This window comes from Clostridium ragsdalei P11 (assembly GCF_001675165.1).
Classification (GTDB): domain Bacteria; phylum Bacillota; class Clostridia; order Clostridiales; family Clostridiaceae; genus Clostridium_B; species Clostridium_B ragsdalei.
In genome coordinates this window covers 44,892-66,406 of record NZ_LROS01000055.1, presented here as the reverse complement: position 1 = coordinate 66,406, position 21,515 = coordinate 44,892, and the positions used below count along the sequence as shown (strand labels likewise).

The 21,515-nt window shown below is 31.2% G+C and carries 21 protein-coding genes and 1 other annotated feature; of the genes, 4 read left to right on the top strand and 17 right to left on the bottom strand.

The annotated features are described in order from the left end of the window. Positions 1–60 precede the first annotated feature (60 nt). The 4 genes from CLRAG_RS16510 to CLRAG_RS16495 form a co-directional block, all read right to left on the bottom strand. On the bottom strand, positions 61–834 hold the full coding sequence (locus tag CLRAG_RS16510) for a serine hydrolase (protein ID WP_065079404.1): 774 nt from the start codon (positions 832–834) through the stop codon (positions 61–63). A 20-nt stretch (positions 835–854) separates the two neighbouring features. Continuing rightward, positions 855–2,354 carry a glutamate/gamma-aminobutyrate family transporter YjeM gene (yjeM, locus tag CLRAG_RS16505; protein ID WP_065079403.1) on the bottom strand — a complete coding sequence of 500 codons (1,500 nt, stop codon included), beginning with the start codon at positions 2,352–2,354 and terminating at the stop codon, positions 855–857. Positions 2,355–2,436: 82 nt separating this feature from the next. Beyond that, entirely contained in the window at positions 2,437–3,513 is a 1,077-nt protein-coding gene (locus CLRAG_RS16500; RefSeq protein ID WP_065079402.1) for a dipeptide epimerase, read from the bottom strand. A gap of 121 nt (positions 3,514–3,634) precedes the next feature. Next, on the bottom strand, positions 3,635–3,961 hold the full coding sequence (locus CLRAG_RS16495; RefSeq protein WP_065079401.1) for a DUF3870 domain-containing protein: 327 nt from the start codon (positions 3,959–3,961) through the stop codon (positions 3,635–3,637). A gap of 230 nt (positions 3,962–4,191) precedes the next feature. Here CLRAG_RS16495 and CLRAG_RS16490 point away from each other — a divergent pair, with 230 nt between their 5' ends. From CLRAG_RS16490 to CLRAG_RS16475, 4 genes are all read left to right on the top strand, one after another. Then, positions 4,192–4,920, top strand: coding sequence for a DUF421 domain-containing protein (locus CLRAG_RS16490; protein ID WP_065079400.1), 729 nt, complete (start codon positions 4,192–4,194; stop codon positions 4,918–4,920). 14 nt (positions 4,921–4,934) lie between these two features. Beyond that, complete coding sequence (locus tag CLRAG_RS16485; protein WP_065079399.1) at positions 4,935–5,300, top strand: DUF4363 family protein; 366 nt, start codon at positions 4,935–4,937, stop codon at positions 5,298–5,300. Positions 5,301–5,467: 167 nt separating this feature from the next. Beyond that, complete coding sequence (locus CLRAG_RS16480) at positions 5,468–7,180, top strand: HAMP domain-containing methyl-accepting chemotaxis protein (protein WP_065079398.1); 1,713 nt, start codon at positions 5,468–5,470, stop codon at positions 7,178–7,180. A 326-nt stretch (positions 7,181–7,506) separates the two neighbouring features. Then, on the top strand, positions 7,507–8,175 hold the full coding sequence (locus CLRAG_RS16475; RefSeq protein WP_065079397.1) for a DUF6033 family protein: 669 nt from the start codon (positions 7,507–7,509) through the stop codon (positions 8,173–8,175). A gap of 44 nt (positions 8,176–8,219) precedes the next feature. Here the strand turns inward: CLRAG_RS16475 and CLRAG_RS16470 are convergent, their stop codons facing one another. From CLRAG_RS16470 to CLRAG_RS16410, 13 genes are all read right to left on the bottom strand, one after another. Continuing rightward, positions 8,220–9,512, bottom strand: a complete 1,293-nt coding sequence (locus CLRAG_RS16470) for a S41 family peptidase (protein WP_065079396.1) — start codon at positions 9,510–9,512, stop codon at positions 8,220–8,222. A 219-nt stretch (positions 9,513–9,731) separates the two neighbouring features. Further along, the gene (locus CLRAG_RS16465) at positions 9,732–10,604 is read right to left on the bottom strand and encodes a CPBP family intramembrane glutamic endopeptidase (RefSeq protein WP_065079395.1); all 873 of its coding nucleotides are present in this window, start codon (positions 10,602–10,604) and stop codon (positions 9,732–9,734) included. A gap of 47 nt (positions 10,605–10,651) precedes the next feature. Next, positions 10,652–11,245 (bottom strand): permease prefix domain 1-containing protein, encoded by a 594-nt coding sequence (locus tag CLRAG_RS16460; protein ID WP_065079394.1) that lies wholly within the window; start codon positions 11,243–11,245, stop codon positions 10,652–10,654. After that, positions 11,238–11,579 carry a PadR family transcriptional regulator gene (locus tag CLRAG_RS16455; RefSeq protein ID WP_065079393.1) on the bottom strand — a complete coding sequence of 114 codons (342 nt, stop codon included), beginning with the start codon at positions 11,577–11,579 and terminating at the stop codon, positions 11,238–11,240. Before CLRAG_RS16455 ends, CLRAG_RS16460 begins: the two co-directional genes overlap by 8 nt. Positions 11,580–11,845: 266 nt before the next feature. Next, positions 11,846–13,903: a glycosyltransferase family 39 protein gene (locus CLRAG_RS16450; protein WP_065079392.1), complete on the bottom strand. Its 2,058-nt coding sequence runs from the start codon at positions 13,901–13,903 to the stop codon at positions 11,846–11,848. A gap of 127 nt (positions 13,904–14,030) precedes the next feature. Further along, on the bottom strand, positions 14,031–14,816 hold the full coding sequence (gene trpA / locus CLRAG_RS16445; protein WP_065079391.1) for a tryptophan synthase subunit alpha: 786 nt from the start codon (positions 14,814–14,816) through the stop codon (positions 14,031–14,033). After that, complete coding sequence (trpB, locus tag CLRAG_RS16440) at positions 14,816–15,991, bottom strand: tryptophan synthase subunit beta (protein ID WP_065079390.1); 1,176 nt, start codon at positions 15,989–15,991, stop codon at positions 14,816–14,818. The genes trpA and trpB overlap by 1 nt, the downstream gene beginning before the upstream one ends. Further along, the gene (locus tag CLRAG_RS16435) at positions 15,991–16,620 is read right to left on the bottom strand and encodes a phosphoribosylanthranilate isomerase (RefSeq protein ID WP_065079389.1); all 630 of its coding nucleotides are present in this window, start codon (positions 16,618–16,620) and stop codon (positions 15,991–15,993) included. The genes trpB and CLRAG_RS16435 overlap by 1 nt, the downstream gene beginning before the upstream one ends. Before the next feature lie 13 nt (positions 16,621–16,633). Further along, positions 16,634–17,410, bottom strand: a complete 777-nt coding sequence (gene trpC, locus CLRAG_RS16430; RefSeq protein ID WP_065079388.1) for an indole-3-glycerol phosphate synthase TrpC — start codon at positions 17,408–17,410, stop codon at positions 16,634–16,636. A 13-nt stretch (positions 17,411–17,423) separates the two neighbouring features. After that, positions 17,424–18,437 carry an anthranilate phosphoribosyltransferase gene (gene trpD, locus CLRAG_RS16425; RefSeq protein ID WP_065079387.1) on the bottom strand — a complete coding sequence of 338 codons (1,014 nt, stop codon included), beginning with the start codon at positions 18,435–18,437 and terminating at the stop codon, positions 17,424–17,426. Continuing rightward, positions 18,403–19,008, bottom strand: coding sequence for an anthranilate synthase component II (locus tag CLRAG_RS16420; protein WP_065079386.1), 606 nt, complete (start codon positions 19,006–19,008; stop codon positions 18,403–18,405). The genes trpD and CLRAG_RS16420 overlap by 35 nt, the downstream gene beginning before the upstream one ends. Before the next feature lies 1 nt (position 19,009). Then, positions 19,010–20,440 (bottom strand): anthranilate synthase component I, encoded by a 1,431-nt coding sequence (gene trpE, locus CLRAG_RS16415; protein ID WP_065079385.1) that lies wholly within the window; start codon positions 20,438–20,440, stop codon positions 19,010–19,012. Between the two features lie 136 nt (positions 20,441–20,576). After that, positions 20,577–20,810 (bottom strand) — a binding site (T-box leader). A gap of 56 nt (positions 20,811–20,866) precedes the next feature. Further along, positions 20,867–21,505 carry a VC0807 family protein gene (locus tag CLRAG_RS16410; RefSeq protein WP_065079384.1) on the bottom strand — a complete coding sequence of 213 codons (639 nt, stop codon included), beginning with the start codon at positions 21,503–21,505 and terminating at the stop codon, positions 20,867–20,869. Positions 21,506–21,515 lie beyond the last annotated feature (10 nt).

Here is a 21,515-nt window from a genome sequence, read left to right as displayed (position 1 = left end):
AAAATTTTACAATTAAAGTGGACTGCCTTCATAGACAGTCCATTATCATTTAACATTCTATTATAAAGATATAAAATAATCATAAGCTATTTTAGAAATCTTTCCAATTGTTTCTCTAGCAAAATTATTTGTAACAGCATCCCAGGTAAGTCCACAAAAAATATAATCAACATTAGGAAGATATACTATACCTGCATCATGGCTTATTCCATCTAAATCCCCCGTCTTATGGGCAATAAGTGTATCATCCGGAATATTAAGTCTCATAACACTGTTATCCAATTGAGCAGTCAATATGTTCTTCATAATGACACTGTGGGATTCCTTAGCCTTTTCACCTTTATAGATAATTTCAAAAAATTTTGCCATATCAGCAGCAGTAGTCTTATTTTCCCTGCCTTCTTTTCTTGCCTGTGAATCCATCATCTTTCTCTGAAGTACTGTATTTTTTATTTCTAAATTTTTAACATAATTGTTTACATTGTCCATACCTGCAAGATCCATCAGTATGTTTGCAGCCGTATTATCACTTTGAATTATCATTAAGGTTATTATGTCTTTTAGAGTATAGCTGTTTCCACTTTCCAAAAGATTAAGTATGCTAAAAGGTACTTTTACATTATCGTTTACCGTTATTCTCTGTTTAAGTGAAAGTTTTCCTTCTTTAACTTGATTCAATATCTCCATCATTATAGGTATCTTTATAAGACTTGCAGAAGGTACTACCACATTTTCATTATAAGCAATTTTTTCTCCTGTCTTAAGATTTTCTATGACAAATGCACAATTCAATTTTTTTAAATCTATTACATCTAATATTTTTTCATACAGCATGTCTTATGCCTCCTAACTCTTTAAGATTCTACTTTTTGTTTTGAAACCTTATTCTTTTTTTCATAATTGGAGTACAGTATAAATGCTACAATTGAGAAAAATATAGGACCTACAACCATCCATATGGTGCTTTGCATATCACCTTGAAATGCTGGAGCAATTATTGTAAATAAATTTGCAAAACCTATAGTAAATACAACAACTATTTCCCAAATCAATGAAGATCTGTGGCTTTTAAAAATTATAAATGGTTTATTAATTTCCTTTTTCTTCTTAAACGGAACAAAAGCTCCTGCTATAAACATATAGGGAATTGTCAATGCTACGTTTGTCATACTTACAACTATATTAAAGAACTTGGATGCTCCTTCTCCACCAACTGTGAGCAATATTAAAAATAAAACGATTATAATACACTGCGCCCACATTGCATTTTTAGGCATACCATCTTTCATTTCTGTCAGTTTTTCAGGAAATAACCCTTTTGGAGTACCTTCTATTATCTGTTTAAGCGGACCATATAATACAGTTATGATGCTTCCTGTCAGTGCAAGGAACATTGATAGTCCAACAAATCTTGCTATCCAGGCACCTAATGTAAGTGCTGCAGATTGACTTAAATTAAAGCTAACTCCTAACTGGTACCCCAGGTTTTGCATTATAACATATGCAACATTAGCTAAATGAACATCCGGGTTTGAAAGTACCTGTTTCCAATTTGTGAATATACCACACATAAATATGCCTATAGAATATCCTAGTGTTATGACTATTGCAGATATAGCCATTCCTTTTGCGAAATTTTTTTCAGGTTTTTCAGTCTGATCTACAAGTCCTGCTACAACTTCAATTCCACCATAAGCAAATATAGCAAATACTATAAATGATAAAATTGAAAGAGAACTACCATATTTGGGATTAGGAGATACTGTAAAACTAAGAGGCTGTGCAAGATGTCCATGGCTTGCTATGAGCACAATTACAGCTCCTATAATCAAAAAAACATTCAACAACATAACTGCAGTACCTCCAATTGAGGTAACTTTTGAAATGTCTTTCAATCCCTTACTAGCTATAAATGTTATGGCTACTATAAAAATAATACTAAAAATTCCTATAACTTGGGTAGATTTAAGTCCCCAAAATCCCCAAGTAGCTGTTACATCTTTCCCAAATATTAGATTTGAAAGTGGAATCCATATAAGAGAACACATATCAACTATTAGGACAACATATGAAGCATACCACATAAATGTTGCTTCAAAAGCATATTTAGGTCCTACAGATCTATTCATCCATGAATAAATTCCACCTTTTTCATCCTTAAATGCAGAACCAAATTCAGCCATCATAAATGCATATGGAATAAAGAATGCTATTCCCGATATTATATACCATGGAATAGATGAATATCCCATAAGGAGAAATGCTCTTGGCATGTTAGCAAAGCCAAACACTTCAGTAAAAATCATTAAAATTAGTGCTACAAGTGACAGTTTTTTTAAATTGTTTGTACCCATTTTTCCCCTCCTAAATTTATTAAAATATAATATTTATATAGAAGTTCTTAGGGATTTAGCCTAAGGACTTCATTTTAACTTATTAATAATTGATAGATTCTATTCCAAGTCCAGGTTTATCTGTAAGCGTTATTTTGCTTTCATTGAATATTGCCCCACCATTTATTGGATCTTCTCTGCATAAAACAGGTCCATCCAAATCGATTTTAGTTATGATACTCTTTGCACAAGCTAGGTGCACTGCAGCTGTTACACTTACTTTTGCTTCTAACATGCACCCTATCATACACTCAATTCCATGTATTTCTGCTAAAGAACATATTTTTAATGCATTGTATATTCCGCCTGTTTTCATGAGTTTTATATTTATTAAATCTGCTGCTCTTCTCTCTAGAACATTTAGGGCATCCATTGGTGAAAATATACTCTCATCTGCTAAAACTGGTATAGATACGTTGTCTGTAACAAACTTTAATCCATCTATATCATGTGCTATAACAGGCTGCTCCACAAACTCAATATTAAGCCCTGCATCTTCCATTTCTCTTAATACTTTTACTGCTTCTTTAGGCTTCCATCCTTGATTTGCATCTATCCTAAGGTCAACATCATATCCTATAGCCTGTCTTATAGCTTTCATTCTTTCCAGATCTTTTTTAGAATCTTTACCTACCTTTATTTTTAAAGTTTTATATCCTCTTTTTATAGCATCTATACTGTCTTTTACCATTTCTTCAGGTTCATTTACACTTATAGTTATATCTGTTGTTATTTCTTTTCTAAACCCACCCAAAAGCTTATACAATGGTGCTTTATATAACTGACCGTATAAATCATAAAGTGCTATGTCCACTGCAGCTTTTGCACTAGTATTTTTTACAATACACTTATTTAATTTCTGTATTACAGTCTCAAAGTTTTCCATATCCATGCCTATAATAGACTTTTTTATATGATCTTCTATGGCTCCTATTATAGATCCAGTAGTATCTCCTGTTATGACTCCAGTAGGCGGGGCTTCTCCAAAGCCAATATTTCCTGTATCTGTGTATATTTCAACTATAATATCCTCTACCCTTTCCACAGTACGGAGTGCTGTTTTAAATGGTGTCTTCAGCGGAACGGATATTCTTTTTATCTTTATATCTCTTATTTTCATTTAGAGAACCTCCTTGAAATTAATACAAAAAAAGCCCGCAAAAGCACATTAATATTGCTTTTACTGGCTTTCATTCACTTTAAAATAAGGGTAACTTATTTACCATAAACAAAACAGTAATTTAAAAATATTTTTTTTTCACTTCATTATATTTCTTAACTCCATCTCTGTAAGCTACAATAATAGCTTTTTGAGATGAACCGTGATATCTTTTTATAACTTCTTCTTTTAGTTTATCATCAAATATTCTAAGGTTTCTACCTATTAAAAGAGATCTTATAAATTCATCCGTAGTTCTTAGTGTAGAAGATGAATTTAAATCAATTATTTTATCTGTACTTAAATCTACTACAAAACCTATGTAAAAAGAATTAAATTTAATGGTAATAGCATTATCCTCATTAGTTTTGGCATTTCCAACTACATATACCGTATTTTCCATATACATAAAATCATCTCATTAACTGAAAATTAAGTTTAATTATTAATTGTTAGCTATTAAGTATATAATATGATAAATATTGAAAAAAGTCAACTAATAAACAATTAATCTAATAATTACGAGTACAACTATATCTAAAATACAATAAACCTTTTTCCACAGAAACAGAATAAAATTCAACTTATATCGGATAATAACTACTGTATAAACAATAGTAACACAGGAGGAAAATAACATTGAATGAAGGATTAGTTGTTTTAGTACGTTCCATTATCGCTTTTTTTACTTTACTTATCTTTGCCAAAATATTAGGGAAACAGCAAATAAGTCAGTTAACGTTTTTTGATTATGTAGTAGGTATTACAATAGGATCTATTGCTGCAAGCCTCACTACAGACTTATCAAGCAGAGCTTGGCCTCATTGGGTAGGTCTATTTTGTTGGGCAGCTTTAAGTTATTTAATGGAGTATATAACAATAAAATGGCGATATGCGGCAAAATATATAGGCGGTGAACCCACTATAGTTATAATGAATGGCAAAATAATGGAAGATACTTTGAGACAGATGAAGTATACAGTATCTGATCTTATGGAACTTTTAAGAAATAAAGATGTATTTGATTTATCAGATGTAGACTTTGCCATTATTGAACCTAACGGACAACTTTCTGTACTTAAAAAGCCTGAATGTGAACCTGTAACAACTAAAGACATGAATATTTCTAAAAAAGCATCAGGTATAAGTACAGAACTCATTTATGATGGAATACTTATTGAAGAAAATCTTAAACAACTAAATAAAACCAAGCAATGGCTTATGCACCAATTAAAATTACAAAAAATCAATAATATCTCTGATGTTTTTCTAGCTACTTTAAACCCTGGTGGATCTCTTTATGTAGATAAATACGATGACCATATGGTCAAGATAACCGATATCGGTGATTATAAGGGACCTTATTAAGGAGGAGCTATTATATGAGAAATTTTTTAGTTAAAACCATTCCTATAGTAACATTAACTTTATTTGTATTAGTGATGATTAGCGATAATTTTTTAAAAAAGCCTTTGACCAAAAATGATAACGTACCTAAGTGTATTCAGCTAGTTATGGATGATGTAAAAAATAATAAATGGGATGATGCATATAAGAAAAGTGATCAATTGTCAAATGCATGGAAGAAAGTAGTCACTAGAGTTCAATTTAGTGCAGAAAAAGATGAGATTGATGCATTTACCATGAACGTAGCACGACTGCAGGGTGCAATTGCTACCAGAAACAAAGCAAATGCATTTATGGAGCTCAATGAAGCCTACGAGCACTGGGATAACATTGGTGGGTAATAATTTTTCATTTTATCAAAAGCATAGTTTAAAAATCTATTACATAAAATGTAATTTTATATTGAATTTCATATTTTTTATTTGAAAACGTTGTCGAAATTTGGATTTTAATACATCTTATGTTATAATCAGCATTGCAAAATTTAATAGTTGGAGTGATAAAATTTATGAAAGCATTGTCAAATTTAAACATTTTAAAAAAATTATTGTTATCATTTACTATAGTAGCTCTATTTTGCTCTATAGTCGGTATTTTTTCTCTTAATAACATGAGAATTATAAACAACAATCTAAATAATATTTATAATATGGATTTAAAAGGTACAAACTATCTACAGGAATTAAAGACAAATACAATGAATATAAAAGCTGATATGTTAGGCATAATAGATTCATCAAAAAAAGATAGCTTAAATACAAAAATTGATGACATAAACAAATTGAAAAAGCAAAACAATGATATTATATCTAAATGTTCTTCTACAGTTATATCAGATAATGATAGACAGCTATTTGATGAATTTAAACAATATATGGAAACATGGAGGAACTCATACGAAGAATGTATTAAATTAGTACAAGCTGGTGACTACACAAATGCTCAAAAAAAACTTAATGCAGCATCAAAAGGCAGAGACGAAATGTTCAAGTGCCTTGATAAAGATATAGCTCTAAATATGGCCTATGCTTCAAATGACTATAATTCTAGTGTTAAAAAATATAATTCAGCTATTATATTTGCAATAATAATTATTATACTAAGCGTAATAATATCTATACTACTAGGAATAATTATTTCAAAACATATAAATGATCCTCTTTCCCAAATCAAGGAATTTGCAAAAAAGCTTTCAGAATTCGATATCTCTACAAAAATAAGTACATCCCGTAAAGATGAATTTGGACAAACCATAAAAGCTCTCAATACATCACAACAAAATATAATTAACTTAGTCAAAATGATTGCGGAAAATTCAGAAGAACTAAGTGGTTCCAGTCAGAAATTATCTGCAACTTCAGACGAACTTTCTGCAAAATCTGAAAATATGGATAACGCAGCAAAAACTATAAATGCCGGCATACAGGAATCAACTGCTTCGTCAGAAGAAATAACTGCATCCATAGAGGAAATTAATTCAAGCATAAATGAGTTATCACAAAAAGCTGCTGATGGAAGTAATTCTTCAAATCAGTCAAAAGGTACTGCTAAAGCTGCTAAAATGGAAAGTGCATCTGCCGTAGAAACAGTTAATAAAATATATATAGATAAAAAGAATAAAATACTTAAATCTATTGAAGATGGCAAAGTAGTTAAAAATATAGACGAAATGGCTAAAGCTATTGCAAGTATAGCAGATCAGACAAACCTTCTTGCCCTAAATGCAGCAATAGAATCTGCCAGAGCCGGTGAACATGGAAAAGGATTTGCTGTCGTAGCTGATGAAGTTAGACAACTTGCTGAAGAATCTTCAAATGCAGTGTCTTCTATTCAAACTACTATCGATAAAGTAAATGAAGCCTTTAAAAATCTCTCAAATAATAGTAATGAAGTTTTGGCATTTATGAATGAAAAAGTGGTTCCTCAACTTAAATCATTTGAAAACATGGGAAATCAATATTATAGTGATGCTGAATTTGTAAGTAGCATATCAGAAGAAATAGCATCCATGGCTGAAGAGTTATCAGCTACTACAGAGCAAATAAGCAGTGCTATGCAAAATATGGCTTCTAATGAACAAACTTCATCTGAACATGCAAGTGAAATACAAGTAAGTCTTGATGAAACAGTACAAGCAGTATCTCAAGTTGCATTAACTGCTCAAGGTCAAGCAGAATTATCTCAAAAATTAAGCGAACTAGTTCAAAAATTTAAAATATAAAATTGTATTCAAAAGCTGTTAGCTAAATTATCAGATCGATTAACTCCCAAAAAGCATTCAATCTAAATATAGATTGAATACTTTTTTATATCATATCAACAATTTCATTACAAAAAAATATCCATTTATTACATTTTGTTAAAGTATATATTTTTTACTTCGATAGTGCAAGAGAGGGAGTACATAAAAACAATGTTAAATATAGCAATTTGCCATGATGAAAAAAGCACAAGGGATTACATAAAATCATTAATACTATCACAGAAAGTTTCCTGCAATGTTAAAAAACTTTAAAGATATATTTTTAAAAGAAAGGTGGAATTTTTATGTCTTTAGGACTATATACTAATTATGCTTTAAATAATTACAATCAATCAAATATTAATACAAAAACTGATGCTTCAAAATCAGTTACTGAGTCTAACTCAACATCTAAAACTACAAGTAATTCTGTAGACGAATATTATAAAAAGCTTTGTGCTAAATTTCCAAACTTAAACATCATGGTTGGTCATTTTTCAAAGGGAGCAATGATACCAACAAGTACCAACATAGATCATTCACCCATTACAATTGATCCAGCTTATCTAAAAAAAGCAGCAAACGATCCAAAAGTTGCAGCAGAACTTGAGAAAAACCTTGGCGATGAACCTATGGCTTTAAATTGGCTGAAAAATGCAGCTAAAATGGGTGGTAACAAAGTGACAAGTCTTGGCAGCTATTATGATGCAAATGGTGATATGTGCAGTGCTGGTAGCCTTGCAACTGACAATTCATCTTCAAAAAGCAGCACATCACTTATGACCCAGTTTGATGAATTATTAGAAAAAAGGTTAAAGAGACTGAAGGAACAGAGAAAAGCAGAAAATAGAATGCTCTCACAAGTAGCTGCAGAAGATATTAGGAAAGCAAATTTACAAAAGCAAGCTACTAAAAGTTACAATAATAACTTGTTTAATAATCTCAATGTGAATTTACTTGACTCAAATAGTTAAAAAAGAGTGTACCCGTATTTTTCATAAATGCAGGTACACTTTTTTTACTTAATACTTTGTTTATCTAAAATATAGTTTAAAAAGTCATCCTTACCATTAAAATAAGACGATGCTTTTAAAGTAATATTTACGTCAGGATAAATGGAGTCCGTATCTTTACTTGTTGTTTTAAAATATTTACTAGAATACTGTATATCTACATTTGTATTTGATAAATGTATCACCTTAACCTCACCAAAATGATTTGGCTTGCCTCCAGTTGGTTCCCCAATAAGCAGGGCATTTGTACTGTTTTTTAAATCCATAGTATTCAATATTGCAGAGGAAAATGTCTTTCTGCCTATGATGACAAATAAATTTCCTTTTTTATTTATATTGCTTCTCTTTTTTATTTCATCTAGAAAAGAATCAAACATTTTAGAATTTCCACCACCATTGTCACGTAAATCTATAACCAACATTTTAGCTTTTTTACTGTCAAGAGTTTTAAATACATCCTTTGTAAAACTTGAAAATGAATAATTTTTCATATTCGAACAACTATTGTATTTCACATAGATGGTACTGCTTTTTTCAATGTACTTAAACCAATAGTTTTTATCTGGGTTTTGTTTTGAAAGTGGAATATTATTTATATATTTGGGATCGTCAGATAAAAATTTAGTTTTATCAAATTCTTCTTTATTTAAAGACTTTACAGTAACACTAGTATTTGATGATCCCTCAAAAGTAAAAACTGTATCATCATTTTTTGCTATTCCTGCAAATTTAAGCACACCAGGAAACCTAAGTAAACTGCAAAATTGATTTTTCAAAATAGCTTTATTATCCTTAGATATAATGGGATCCAGTTTTGAATGTAATTGTTCTATAGAATACCCATTTACTGCCACTAATTTCTTACCCCAGAAATCTTTATATGCTAAAGATGAATTTATCAGGTAAATTCCATCTTCAAATTGGAAAAAGCTTACGGGATACGCTGATTTGGATTGCATAACAACAGATGTGTGGCTGTCATTTATAGAACTTATTATTTTTGTGAGTTCCCATTTAATTTGCATATCATTGTATTTGTCAACTTTATTTATAAGTGAATCCATATCCCTGTCAAATTCGACCTTACTTTTTGAAAAGAACAGATTTTTATGTTTTTTAGGCAATTCATTTTTTACAAACTTTAAATCTGCTGTCCACTTCTCATTTCTATTTGCATTATTGAGTACAGGCGAACTCACTTTCCTATTAAACAAGTTGTAAGCAAATATTCCTGCTGCAGCAATTATAACAGCTGCTATTACTAGTATAACCACTAATTTTCTTTTCTTTAATTTCATAAATACCCCCTATATGTCCAAGAATTTGAACCTCTTTAAGTTTTTTGTTTCTATAACTGTATTCATACACTTATTTTAATCCATTTTTGTATATTATTCCATGGAATTAGCTTACATTTTGCCATCTAAGGTGACATTTTGGTAATATTGAAATACTCAAACAAAAAGATACAGCTAATAAAAGCCTGTATCTTTTTGTTTATAAGAATTTTACAATGCTTATTTCTTATTTAAATCACTATTGATTTTGTATTGATTTTCAATATTTGAGAAAAGTTTTTTCATGCCAAAATATATTATCAAAAGTCCAATGACAGTTAATAGGACTATAATAAGAGTATTTGAACTAATTAGCAATAAAAACTGCGGATAGTATTGAAGCAAAATGCTTGTAATTGCGCTATAAAATATATCTCCAATTATACACAAATATAATGAATGAGTTTTTATATAAAGATAACCTAATAAGATTCCAAGTATAAAAATGCACATAAATCCTGCCGGGTTAAACGTAGATATCCCGGATAGAAGTGAAGATAACAGTATTGCTTTTAAACTGGAATATTTTTTTGAAAGTCCACCGACAATAATCCCTCTAAATACAAACTCTGTTAATAAAGGTCCAATAATACCTAAATATCCAATAAGAAATATAGGATTTTTACTAATAAGTTGTATGCCTTCCGTAAATGAACTAAATCCTGGAAGAATTTTATCTATTGGCATCAGAAGTGAATCAAATAACATAAGATAACCTAAAACAATTAGTATTAAAAGTAATACATTAATTAAAGTGAATTTTTTTACTGGTCTTTCTTTGATTTTATCTTTACTAAGATTAGTAATGTAATATGCATAAAATACTGCAGTGACTGCAAAAAAAGTAACTCCTACTGCAAAAATAGATAGTAACAATTGTAATATACTATTGCTGGATGAACGAATCACACTGAAACCGATTTCTAAAGTAAACAACGATATAAGCATATACGAAATTACAGCAACTACTGCATCTGTAATACTCAGCTTTTTAACTTCTGATTTTTCATTTTCAAGATTTGATAAAATTTTAAAAGGATTTAAGTTAGACATAATAAAACCTCCCCATAAAAATTAAATTTTATTATTTTAGCATACTTTCAATTTAGATTTTGAAGTTTATTCTTAATGAAATATACTTTCATAGTTAAAACTGTAATTAATACAATAGCGAATATAACGATTAAGGTGTCTTTTATGTGCTCTGGAAAAAGTATACAAGAAACAAAAAATCCGCTAAAAATGATATCACATAGGACTATTAGAGTTAAGAATCCGCTTTTGTTCTCAATATTAATATATTGGTAAAAAGCAATGCACCCAATAATCCAAGAAATGTTAAAAAGCAAAGAAATAAAGTTTTGAAAATTGAAACTGCCATTATTAAAAATGATGTGAATGGCAAGAAAAATGCAGCCAATGATAAAAATGGCAATTGCTGTTTTTATAATCTTCAAAGTAGCCTCACTTTTTCTTGTCCATATGCTGTTCATTTCTAAAATAACATTGTTTTCTTCGCCAAAATTTTTTAAAGCGATTTGTATACTTTCTTCTTCACTGAAACCTTGATTTTGAAGCTCTGACACCTCATCATTCAGGTTTGACGTCAGTTCCTCCTTAAGTATTTGGATATCCTTGTCAGATCCATTGAATTTGCTGCAAATACGTTTTACATACAAATCAATTTTATTCATTAATATTCACCCCCAAAAAATGATCTAATAATTCCCTAAGAGCCATCCATTCCTGAACTTTTTCTCTAAAAAAATTCAAACCTTCTTGTGTAATTCTGTAATAACGTCTTCTTCCACCGCCAGTATTTTCATCGTCATTCCAGTATCCTTCCAGGTAATTTCTCTTTTCCATTCTTTTTAAGGATACATATAAAGTTGCTTCCTTCATCTGAAAGTTTTTATTTGCCTGCTTTATTGTTTTTCCAATTTCATACCCGTACATATCTTTATGTTTTAAAACTGATAAAACGATTATATCAATATATCCTTTTAATAATTCCTTTTCAAATTCCATTAGAACAGCACTCCTAACTAAATTAGTTCATCATACAAAGTACGTCATAGTATAATATAGCTCTTTACTATATTATAAGGCATACTACTTAATATTATCAAGTACTTTTGTAAAAATTTTCTTTTATTGTTTATACATATAAAACTTTTCAAAAATAATAAAAATAGGTGCAGCTAATTTTACACAGCTGCACCTATTTTATACTATAGATACTCTATCTTATGCCAAGAACTCTGTTTATTTTACTGCAATGTCCCTATTTTGCGTCATATACCTAAATCATATAATTTCATAGAATTGTTTTCTCCACCAAATCCATTAGTTCTCTGATTTTTAGCCTTGCTCTTAGACGTATTAGAATTATTCCATTTACTATCTGGAACAACCTTTCCATTTTGCTTAATCCAATTGGCAATATCATTATTCGAGTTGCTTCCAGAACCCCCGAAACCCATAAAGCCTCTGCCATTGCCTGTATTTACCAAAGCATACCTTACAGCTCCATCACTAACTAATTTTTTGAACTGGTCTACTGTAAGTATAGGATCTGATCCACTAAATCCTCCAAGTGCCATTACAGGTTGGCCAGTTTTAAGTATTAAATCCGAACCATAAGAATTAGCTGAAGGCACTACAACAAGATACTTTTCATTTGTTTTATTATTCTCTAAGAATTTTATGAGTTTTGAGTTATTGGTGTTACCCTTATCTCTTTGCTGATTACTCCTTGCAAGCTCCAATCCAGCTGATGGACTACTTCCATTCATTTTGTAAATCATTGGAGTAAATGACCACACTGTAGGAGCAACTAAAATTCCTATAAAAGCAATACTAACCAACATTTTACTCAATGCTGTATTACTACTAAAACCTGAATTTTTCTCTTTACTTCTAATTAAATTAATTATACATAATATTAGTGAAGATATAATGCATAAAATCCCTGTTATTATAATTATAATCTTGTACCCATTTGATCTATTATAATTATAAGATAAAATGAGTATCTCAGCACAGCCATTTGAAATAAGGCCTATTGGTAAAATCCAGGATTTTAAGCCACCTTCCTTATAAAATGTCCACATAGCTGACAATCCAATTCCAGTCAAAGCTGCAATAGGCGGTGCCATTGTTGTTAAATAGTATGTGTGCGTTACATTTTTTGAAAAACTAAAATATATGAACTCAGGCAATAACCACATAAACCATAATATTAATGATAACTTTCTTTTATTATCAAAGGGAGCCTTTAACTTTTCCTTTATTGCTGCAACAATAAACCCAATCACAGCAAATAATAAAAACCAGGATATTTGATCTGACATATTGCCATTACCAAATAATCTAAAAATACCGGATTTTGAATTAGATCTCATACCACCTTGTGCATTATTAACATATGACTTGTTTTTATTTGATCCATTAGATCTATTTCCAAAGTCATCCCAACCTGCTGTTCTTTTAGTATTGTTTTTATTAAATTGATTTTTTAATATTTTTTGCTGTTTTTGACCTTTAGCAGCATTCTTTTCGTTTATTCCAATTCTTTCCAGGCCGTTGTGACCTATTATAAGCTGCATAACTGTATTATTAGTACTGCTTCCTATATAAGGCCTATTACTTGCTGGTACCAAATCCACAGCTATAGCCCAGGATAGTGATACTACTAAAAGTACAACTGTACCTAAAATAAGATCCTTTATTTTTTTCTTAAATCTCATAGTAGAAGCAAGAAGATATGTTATATATACAGCAGGTGCTACCATATAGGCTTCAACCATTTTTATATTAAATCCTATGCCTATAAGAACCAAACTCAATATAAGATAACTAATTTTGCCTCTTTCAGCAGCTATTTGTGCAGTTAAACATGCTAGCAATAAAAACATAACAAGCAAATTATCAATAGTATTGTTTCTAGCTGATGCTACAGATATTGGTGTTACTGCAAGACACAATGCTGCAATAAGTCCTGCCGAAGCTCCAAAAGATTTTTTAACAAGATAATATATAATTGCAACAGAAATTACTCCTGCAAGAGCCTGTGGAAGAATTATACTCCATCCACTAAATCCAAATATTTTTGCAGATATAGTTTGAATCCAAAAGCCTAACGGTGGTTTATCAATGGTTACAAAACCTGCTGGATCAAAGGATGCAAAAAAGAAATTTTTAAAATTCATCATCATACTTTTCACACCTGCAGCATAAAAAGTATTTGCATTTCCTTCTATACCCAAATTGGCAAAATTCAACACTGCAGATAATATTAAAATTAATGATAAAAAAATGCTTTCTCTTGTAAATTTAATTTTTTTATTCACTATACCAACCTTCTTCCAAGCAAATATAAATAATCTAATTCTAATTTATTCTAATTAAATTTACATTACAAATATGTTATTTGAGTGTCAAATTTATTAACAATGTGAAAATAGCATTTTTTTCATTCTAAGCTAATTTTAATTCTCTAATGAACTTTTTTACATTTTCAATTATATCTTCTTTACTTTTTCCAGCTTCTATTTTTTTAATTACTGCACTTCCCACAATTATCCCTTCACAATAAGGCTTGAATTTTGCAGCCATTTCTGCTGAGGATATTCCAAATCCAAGTGCCTTTGGAACATTCGTATAGCTTGAAATTATATTCATATATTCCTCAATATCAGTATTTATGCTGCTTCTCGTACCTGTAACACCATTTACGGAAACACAGTATACAAACCCACCCGCATCTTTTACTATTTTTTCTATTCTCTCCTTTGAAGTAGGTGCTACTAGTGGAATAAGATGTACATTATATTTTTTTCCAATAGCTGCGATGTCCTTTCTCTCTTCTATAGGAAGATCTGGTATTATAATTCCATCCACACCGCACTCACTGCACTCTCTTATAAACTTTTCCATGCCATACTTGAATATGGAGTTATAGTAAACAAGATACACTAGAGGTACCTCTGTTTTTTCTCTTATCCTTTTCACCGTATCCATTATATTTACTATTTTAGTTCCGCCTTTAAGTGATCTATTTGAAGATGCCTGTATAGTAGGTCCATCTGCCAGAGGATCTGAATAAGGTATTCCAAGTTCTATTATATCTGCTCCTGCCTCCTCCATTGCAATTACTAATTCTACAGTAGTGTCTAAATCTGGATCTCCGGAAGTTATAAACGGTATTAGAGCTTTTTCTCCTCTTTCCTTTAGTTTTGAAAACTTTAAGTCTATTCTATTCATTATAGTTCCACCCCCATTATATTAGCTATAGTATTTATATCCTTGTCCCCTCTTCCAGATAAATTTACAATGATTATTTTATCCTTGCTGAGTTTTGGAGCAAGCTTCATTGCATAAGCCAGGGCATGAGAGCTTTCAAGTGCTGGAATTATTCCCTCAACCTGCGACAAGTAGGTAAATGCATTCACTGCTTCTTTATCTGTGGCCGATTCATAAGTTGCCCTTTTTATATCATGATAATATGCGTGTTCCGGTCCTATTCCCGGATAATCAAGTCCTGCTGATATAGAATAAGCAGGAAGTATTTGACCATCCTCATCTTGAAGTACATAAGTCATCATACCATGAATTACCCCTACAGAGCCCTTTGATATAGTGGCTGCATGTTCATCCGTATCAAGTCCTTTTCCTGCTGCTTCTACCCCTACCAAATTTACAGAAGTATCTTCTACAAATGGATAAAAAATTCCCATAGAATTACTCCCGCCGCCTACACAAGCTATGATATAATCAGGAAGTTTTCCTTCCTTTTCCAAAATCTGCTTTCTAGCTTCATCTCCAATTACCCTTTGAAAATCTCTAACCATAGTTGGATAAGGATGCGGTCCCATTACAGAACCTATTACATAAAAGGTATCTTCTATATTTGACACCCAATTTCTCATAGCTTCATTTACAGCATCCTTCAAGGTTCCAGTCCCCGAAGTTACAGAAGTTACTTTTGATCCTAATATTTTCATTTTAAATACATTAAGGGCTTGTCTTCTTATGTCTTCTTCACCCATAAATACTTCACATTCCATGCCAAAGATAGCAGCTGCCGTAGCCGTAGCTACCCCATGCTGTCCGGCTCCTGTTTCAGCTATAACCCTTTTTTTACCCATTCTCTTTGCAAGGAGCACCTGTCCTAGTGCATTGTTTATTTTATGTGCTCCCGTATGATTTAAGTCTTCTCTTTTAAGATATATTTTTGCTCCACCTAATTTTTTAGTAAAATTCTTTGCAAAATACAGTGGATTTTCTCTTCCCACATAATCTTTAAGGTAGTACTTATATTCCTCTATAAATTTTTCATCTTTTATTGCTTTGTTAAACTCCTTTTCAAGCTGCATAACTGCATTCATTATTGTTTCTGGTACATACTGTCCTCCAAATTTTCCAAATCTTCCATCCATTAAAAATTCCTCACTTTCTTTATAAATTCATCTATTTTTTCAAAACTCTTTATACCATTTTCTTCAACCCCGCTGGATACATCTACTGCATAGGGCTTTACACATTCTAAAGCAGTATTTATGTTATCTTGATTAAGACCTCCTGCGAGTACCAATTTCTTATTTATATTTAAGTTTTTCAATACATTCCAATTAAAGTTTATGCCCGTTCCTCCAGTCTTTCCTCCTACACTGCTATCTACAAGCACTGCTTCCACATTATAATTTGATATTTTATCTATCTTGTGTTTTACATTATCTAATATATCTTTTCCATCAACACTTACACTTTTCCATATTTTAAATGGATACAAGCTTTTTATATAACTTTCATCTTCCCTTCCATGAAGCTGGATTACATCTAACTTCAACATTTCTGCTGTATTTTTCACTTCTTCCAAACTATTGTTTTGAAAAATTCCCACTGGCCTTATCTTTTTATCTAAATTTTTAATAAGCTCTTCTGCTAATTTTAAAGTAACCTGCCTTTTGCTTTTACAAAACACAAATCCGGCGTAATCTGGAAGGAGCTTGTTTAAAATTTCTACATCTTCAATTCGCCTTATACCACATATCTTTACTAAAGTCATAAATTCACCCTTTTCAAAACTTGGACTGTTTTACAAAATCTCTTAACTTGTACTCATCTTTAATATTTCTCATAAAAGTTTCTCCTATAAGCACTGCATTTACACCTAATCCCTTTAAATATCTTATATCTTCTGGAGACTTTATGGCACTTTCAGAAACTACTAAAGCTTCCTTCGGTATTTTCTTTATAATTCTTTCTGTATTTTTCAAGTCTTCTGTAAAATCTTTTAAGTTTCTATTGTTAATTCCTACAATGGAACATCCAGCTTCAAGTGCAATTTCAAGTTCCTCTTCATCATGGACTTCCACCAGACATTGAAGTCCAATACTTTGTGCTAAATTGTAATAATCTTTTAATTTATCTTTTAAGATGGCTGTTATAAGCAAAATAGCATCTGCACCTATAAATTTGGATTGATATATTTGATAGGTATCAATTATAAAATCCTTTCTCAAAATGGGCTTTGAATTTACCCCTTTTACTTTACTTATATATTTATCACTTCCCTTAAAGAAATTTTTTTCTGTAAGTACAGACACCGCATCTATATCTATGCTTTCATATATTTTAGCTATGCTGGCAGGATCAAAATCTTCTACAATAATACCTTTTGAAGGTGATGCTTTCTTTATCTCTGCAATAATAGACATTTCCTTTTTGCCAAGTACTTTTTTAAAATCTCTTGTAACTTTGCTACTGCATCCTTCTATTATTTTAGTAAGAGGCATATCTTGTTTTTCAAGTTCCAATTGAGGTCTTTTAGCTTTCACTATTTCATCAAGTATCATTTTTTCATGCCTCCTAAAAATTATTACTGCACTTTATGAGTTCATTCATTTTGTCATAAGCTTTTTTAGAATCTATAATACCTTCTGCCATCTTCACTCCTTTTTCTATGCTTTCACATGCTTTTCCAACATATAAAGCTGCTGCACTGTTTAAAACTACAATATCTCTTCTGGCACCTTTTTCTCCTTGAAAAATTTTGCGTATAAGTGCTGCATTTTCTTCAGCAGTATATCCTTTTATGGCATCCATACTGCATACATTAATTTCAAAATCTTCTGGATTTATTTTATAATCTGATATTTTTCCATCTTTTAATTCACTCACATAGGTATTAGAAGTAGTAGTTATTTCATCAAGTCCATCTTCTCCGCAAACTACCATAGCTCTTTCACAGCCTAAGTTTGAAAGCACTTTTGCAGCTGTATGAGTTAAATTCTTATCATATACTCCAAGTACCTGACCTTTTACAAAAGCTGGATTTGTAAGAGGGCCTAGTAAATTAAATACAGTTCTTATACCCAATTGTTTTCTTGGACCGGCTACATTTTTCATTGCACGATGATACTTTTGAGCAAACAAAAATGCCATACCATTTTTATCAATACAATTGGAAGCATATTTTGGTTCTAAGTTTATATTGAAACCCAGCTTTTCAAGTACATCTGCACTTCCACTTTTACTTGATACTGCTCTGTTGCCGTGTTTTGCCACTTTCACTCCTGCAGCTGCAGCTACAAATGATACTGCCGTTGATATATTGAATGTTCTTCCTCCATCCCCTCCTGTTCCACAAGTATCAATAACATACTCGGACTTGAGTTTTAAATCCTCCGCATTATCCCTCATCGCCCTTGCAAATCCTGTTATTTCCTCTGAAGTTTCACCTTTCATTCTCAAGGCTGCTAGAAAAGCTCCTATTTGGGAATCTTCTGCATTTCCCTGCATTATTTCATTCATAGCTTCATAGGCTTCACTTTCCTCCAAATTACTTTTACATATGATTCTCTCTATTGTCTGCTGTAACATTACAAATCCCCCCCAAAAAATTTTTTATTATTTGCTTTCCCTTCTCTGTAAGAATTGATTCCGGATGAAATTGGAGTCCATAGACTTCATATTTTCTGTGCTTCACAGCCATTATCTCTTTGTCATCCAAACTTTCTGCAGTCACCTCAAGTTCTTCTGGTAAAGTGGCTTTTTCTATTATAAGAGAGTGATATCTCATGACATTTATAGAATTTTCCAAATTTTTAAATAATTCATTTGGAACTATGCTTACTTCTGATGTCTTTCCATGCATTATATTGTTTGCTCTCACTACTTTTCCACCGTAAGCGCATCCAATAGCCTGATGACCAAGGCATATTCCCAAAATAGGAATTTTACCTCCAAATTTTTTTACAACCTCTATACATATACCTGCATTTTCAGGAATACCTGGTCCCGGAGAAAGTATTATTCCTTCAGGTTTTAACTCCTCTATCTCATCCAGTGATATTTTGTCATTTCTAAAAACTTTTATATTCTCATATATTTCACCAATATACTGGTAAAGATTATAAGTAAATGAATCATAATTATCTATTAAAAGTATCATTTTATATCACCTCTATCATAGCCATAGCTTTATTTAATGTTTCTTCATATTCTCTTTCCGGAACAGAGTCATACACAATGCCTGCACCAGCTTGAACATATGCATGACCATCTTTAAAGAGTATGGTTCTTATTGCAATGCAAGTATCCATGTTTCCATTAAGTGAAAAGTATCCAACTGCACCAGCATATATACCTCTTTTAGTGTCTTCAAGCTCATCAATTATCTCCATAGCCCTTATTTTAGGTGCTCCAGATACGGTTCCTACAGGCAAACAAGATATTAATGCATCTAAGTATCCCAAATCTTTTCTCAAATCTCCTGAAACCTTGGAAACTATATGCATAACATGAGAATAAAAATCTACATCCATAAATCTATCTAGTTTTACACTTCCAAACTCACTTATTTTCCCTATGTCATTTCTCCCAAGATCCACTAACATCACGTGTTCCGCTCTTTCCTTTTCATCTTCTAATAATTCCTTTTTTAATTCTAAATCCTCTTTTAAAGTTTTTCCCCTAGGTCTTGCACCTGCTATAGGATTAGTCATAACCCGCCCATTCTTTACACTTACTAAGCTTTCCGGTGAGGAACCTGCTAATTTAAATTCTTCAAAATCTATATAAAAAAGATAAGGTGAAGGATTTTTAGCTCTTAATCTTCTGTACACTTCAAAAGGTTCTGAGGTACTTTCAAATTTCAGCCTTTGTGATAAAACTACCTGAAATATATCTCCAGCTTTTATGTATTCTTTTGCTTCTTCTACCATACTGCAGTATTTTTCTTTTGAAACATTTGATGCAAATTCTTTACGTTCTTTAACTTCTGAAAGTTTATGAATAACATTACTTGTACATATCATATCTTTCAAACTTTCCAGAGAGTCTACAATACTTTTGTAAGAACTTTCATCCTCTTCTGCCACATTGTAAATAAAATAAACTTCATGTTTAAAATGGTCATAACACACAAAAGATCTATAAAACATGAGATATGCTTCCGGTATTTTTAAAACATCTTCATTTTCCACTGGCAGCTTTTCATACTGTCTTATTACATCATATCCTGCATAACCTATAGCTCCTCCTGTAAATGGTATGGAAAGTCCAAGGCTATCATAAGGTACATTTAAATATTTCTTTATATAATCCAACACTTTTCCCTGAACGTTTCTTACTCCACTTTCATCTTCTACACATATTTCATTTCCGCAGCTTTTTATCTTCCTATAGGGATTCATTCCTACAAAAGAATATCTTCCTATTTCATTTTCAGAATATATACTTTCAAATAAGAATTTATTTTTTCCTTCCAAGCTGTAGTAAATACCTATAGGGGTAATCTCATCTCCATTTATCTTTATAAATAAGGGGAAGGTCTTTTTCAAATTTTTATAATAATAAAATTCTTCCTTTTTAAGATTGATCACAAAATACCACCTCTTTGATTTAAATTTATACAAAAAAGGCCATTTCATCCTTAAACTGGGACGAAATGACCGCGTTGCCACCCAAATTAGCCTCTATTTATGGTAAATTTTTTGAAAAATAAAAAACATCTCATCCTTAAAGGACGAAATGTTAAATTTCGTTATGCCACCTAAATACAAACTATCTTTTCCAGGTACAGATTTACTCGATACCCTGTCCTTTTAACGGTAGACTACCGGTTTTTGCTACTATAATTTTGCATTACACCTCCAAGACCCATTCAATACAGACTACAGTACTTGGCTTACACTACCCCAAATTCGCTTAAACTAAATTTCTATATTTACTATTTCTTTTCACAGGTTTTATATTACTAACTTGTTTTATATATTAAAGCTTTTTTTCCCCGTTGTCAATACTAATTTTTAAATCTTTTGCCTTTTCTTTTTGAAATATATTTTTGGGAATGTGATGGAAAATGCCAAGAGCAAAATAGTTAAAATATTTCCATATATATTAATTACAGCATAGTATAAACTCATGGATACAACTTTAAGAAGTACAGCTCCCAAAATTGCTTGACCTAAATTACCAAATCCCCATATTGCGCTAAGAAATCTCCAAACAAATTTATGGTCTTTATCATTTTTTATCTTTTCTGGAGCATTTTTTAAATAACTTTGATCTACTATTACTTCAATCAAAGATTTCCTAGACAATAAGGACAAAAAGAAGATTAAAGAAACCAAGGCGTTTCCGACTAAAGGAGATACAAAATAAAAGGCAGCATTTTTAGAAATAACACTTCCCACCAAACCAATTCCTGAGAAAGCTGCCGCAATTGCTGCTAAAGCATTAAGTTCTCTTGTTCTAATAAAATTTACTATAACAACACCTATGCTCCACAAACCAGAAAATATGATTCCACTAAGAGTCATTTCAAATTTATCAAAGACATAAAATATTACAACAGGTACTATAGCACTTACAATAAAATTCTTATTTAATATATTTTTCAATATTGAACCTTTATTTTTCACACCATTGGCATATGACTTTTGCATAGCTAACCTC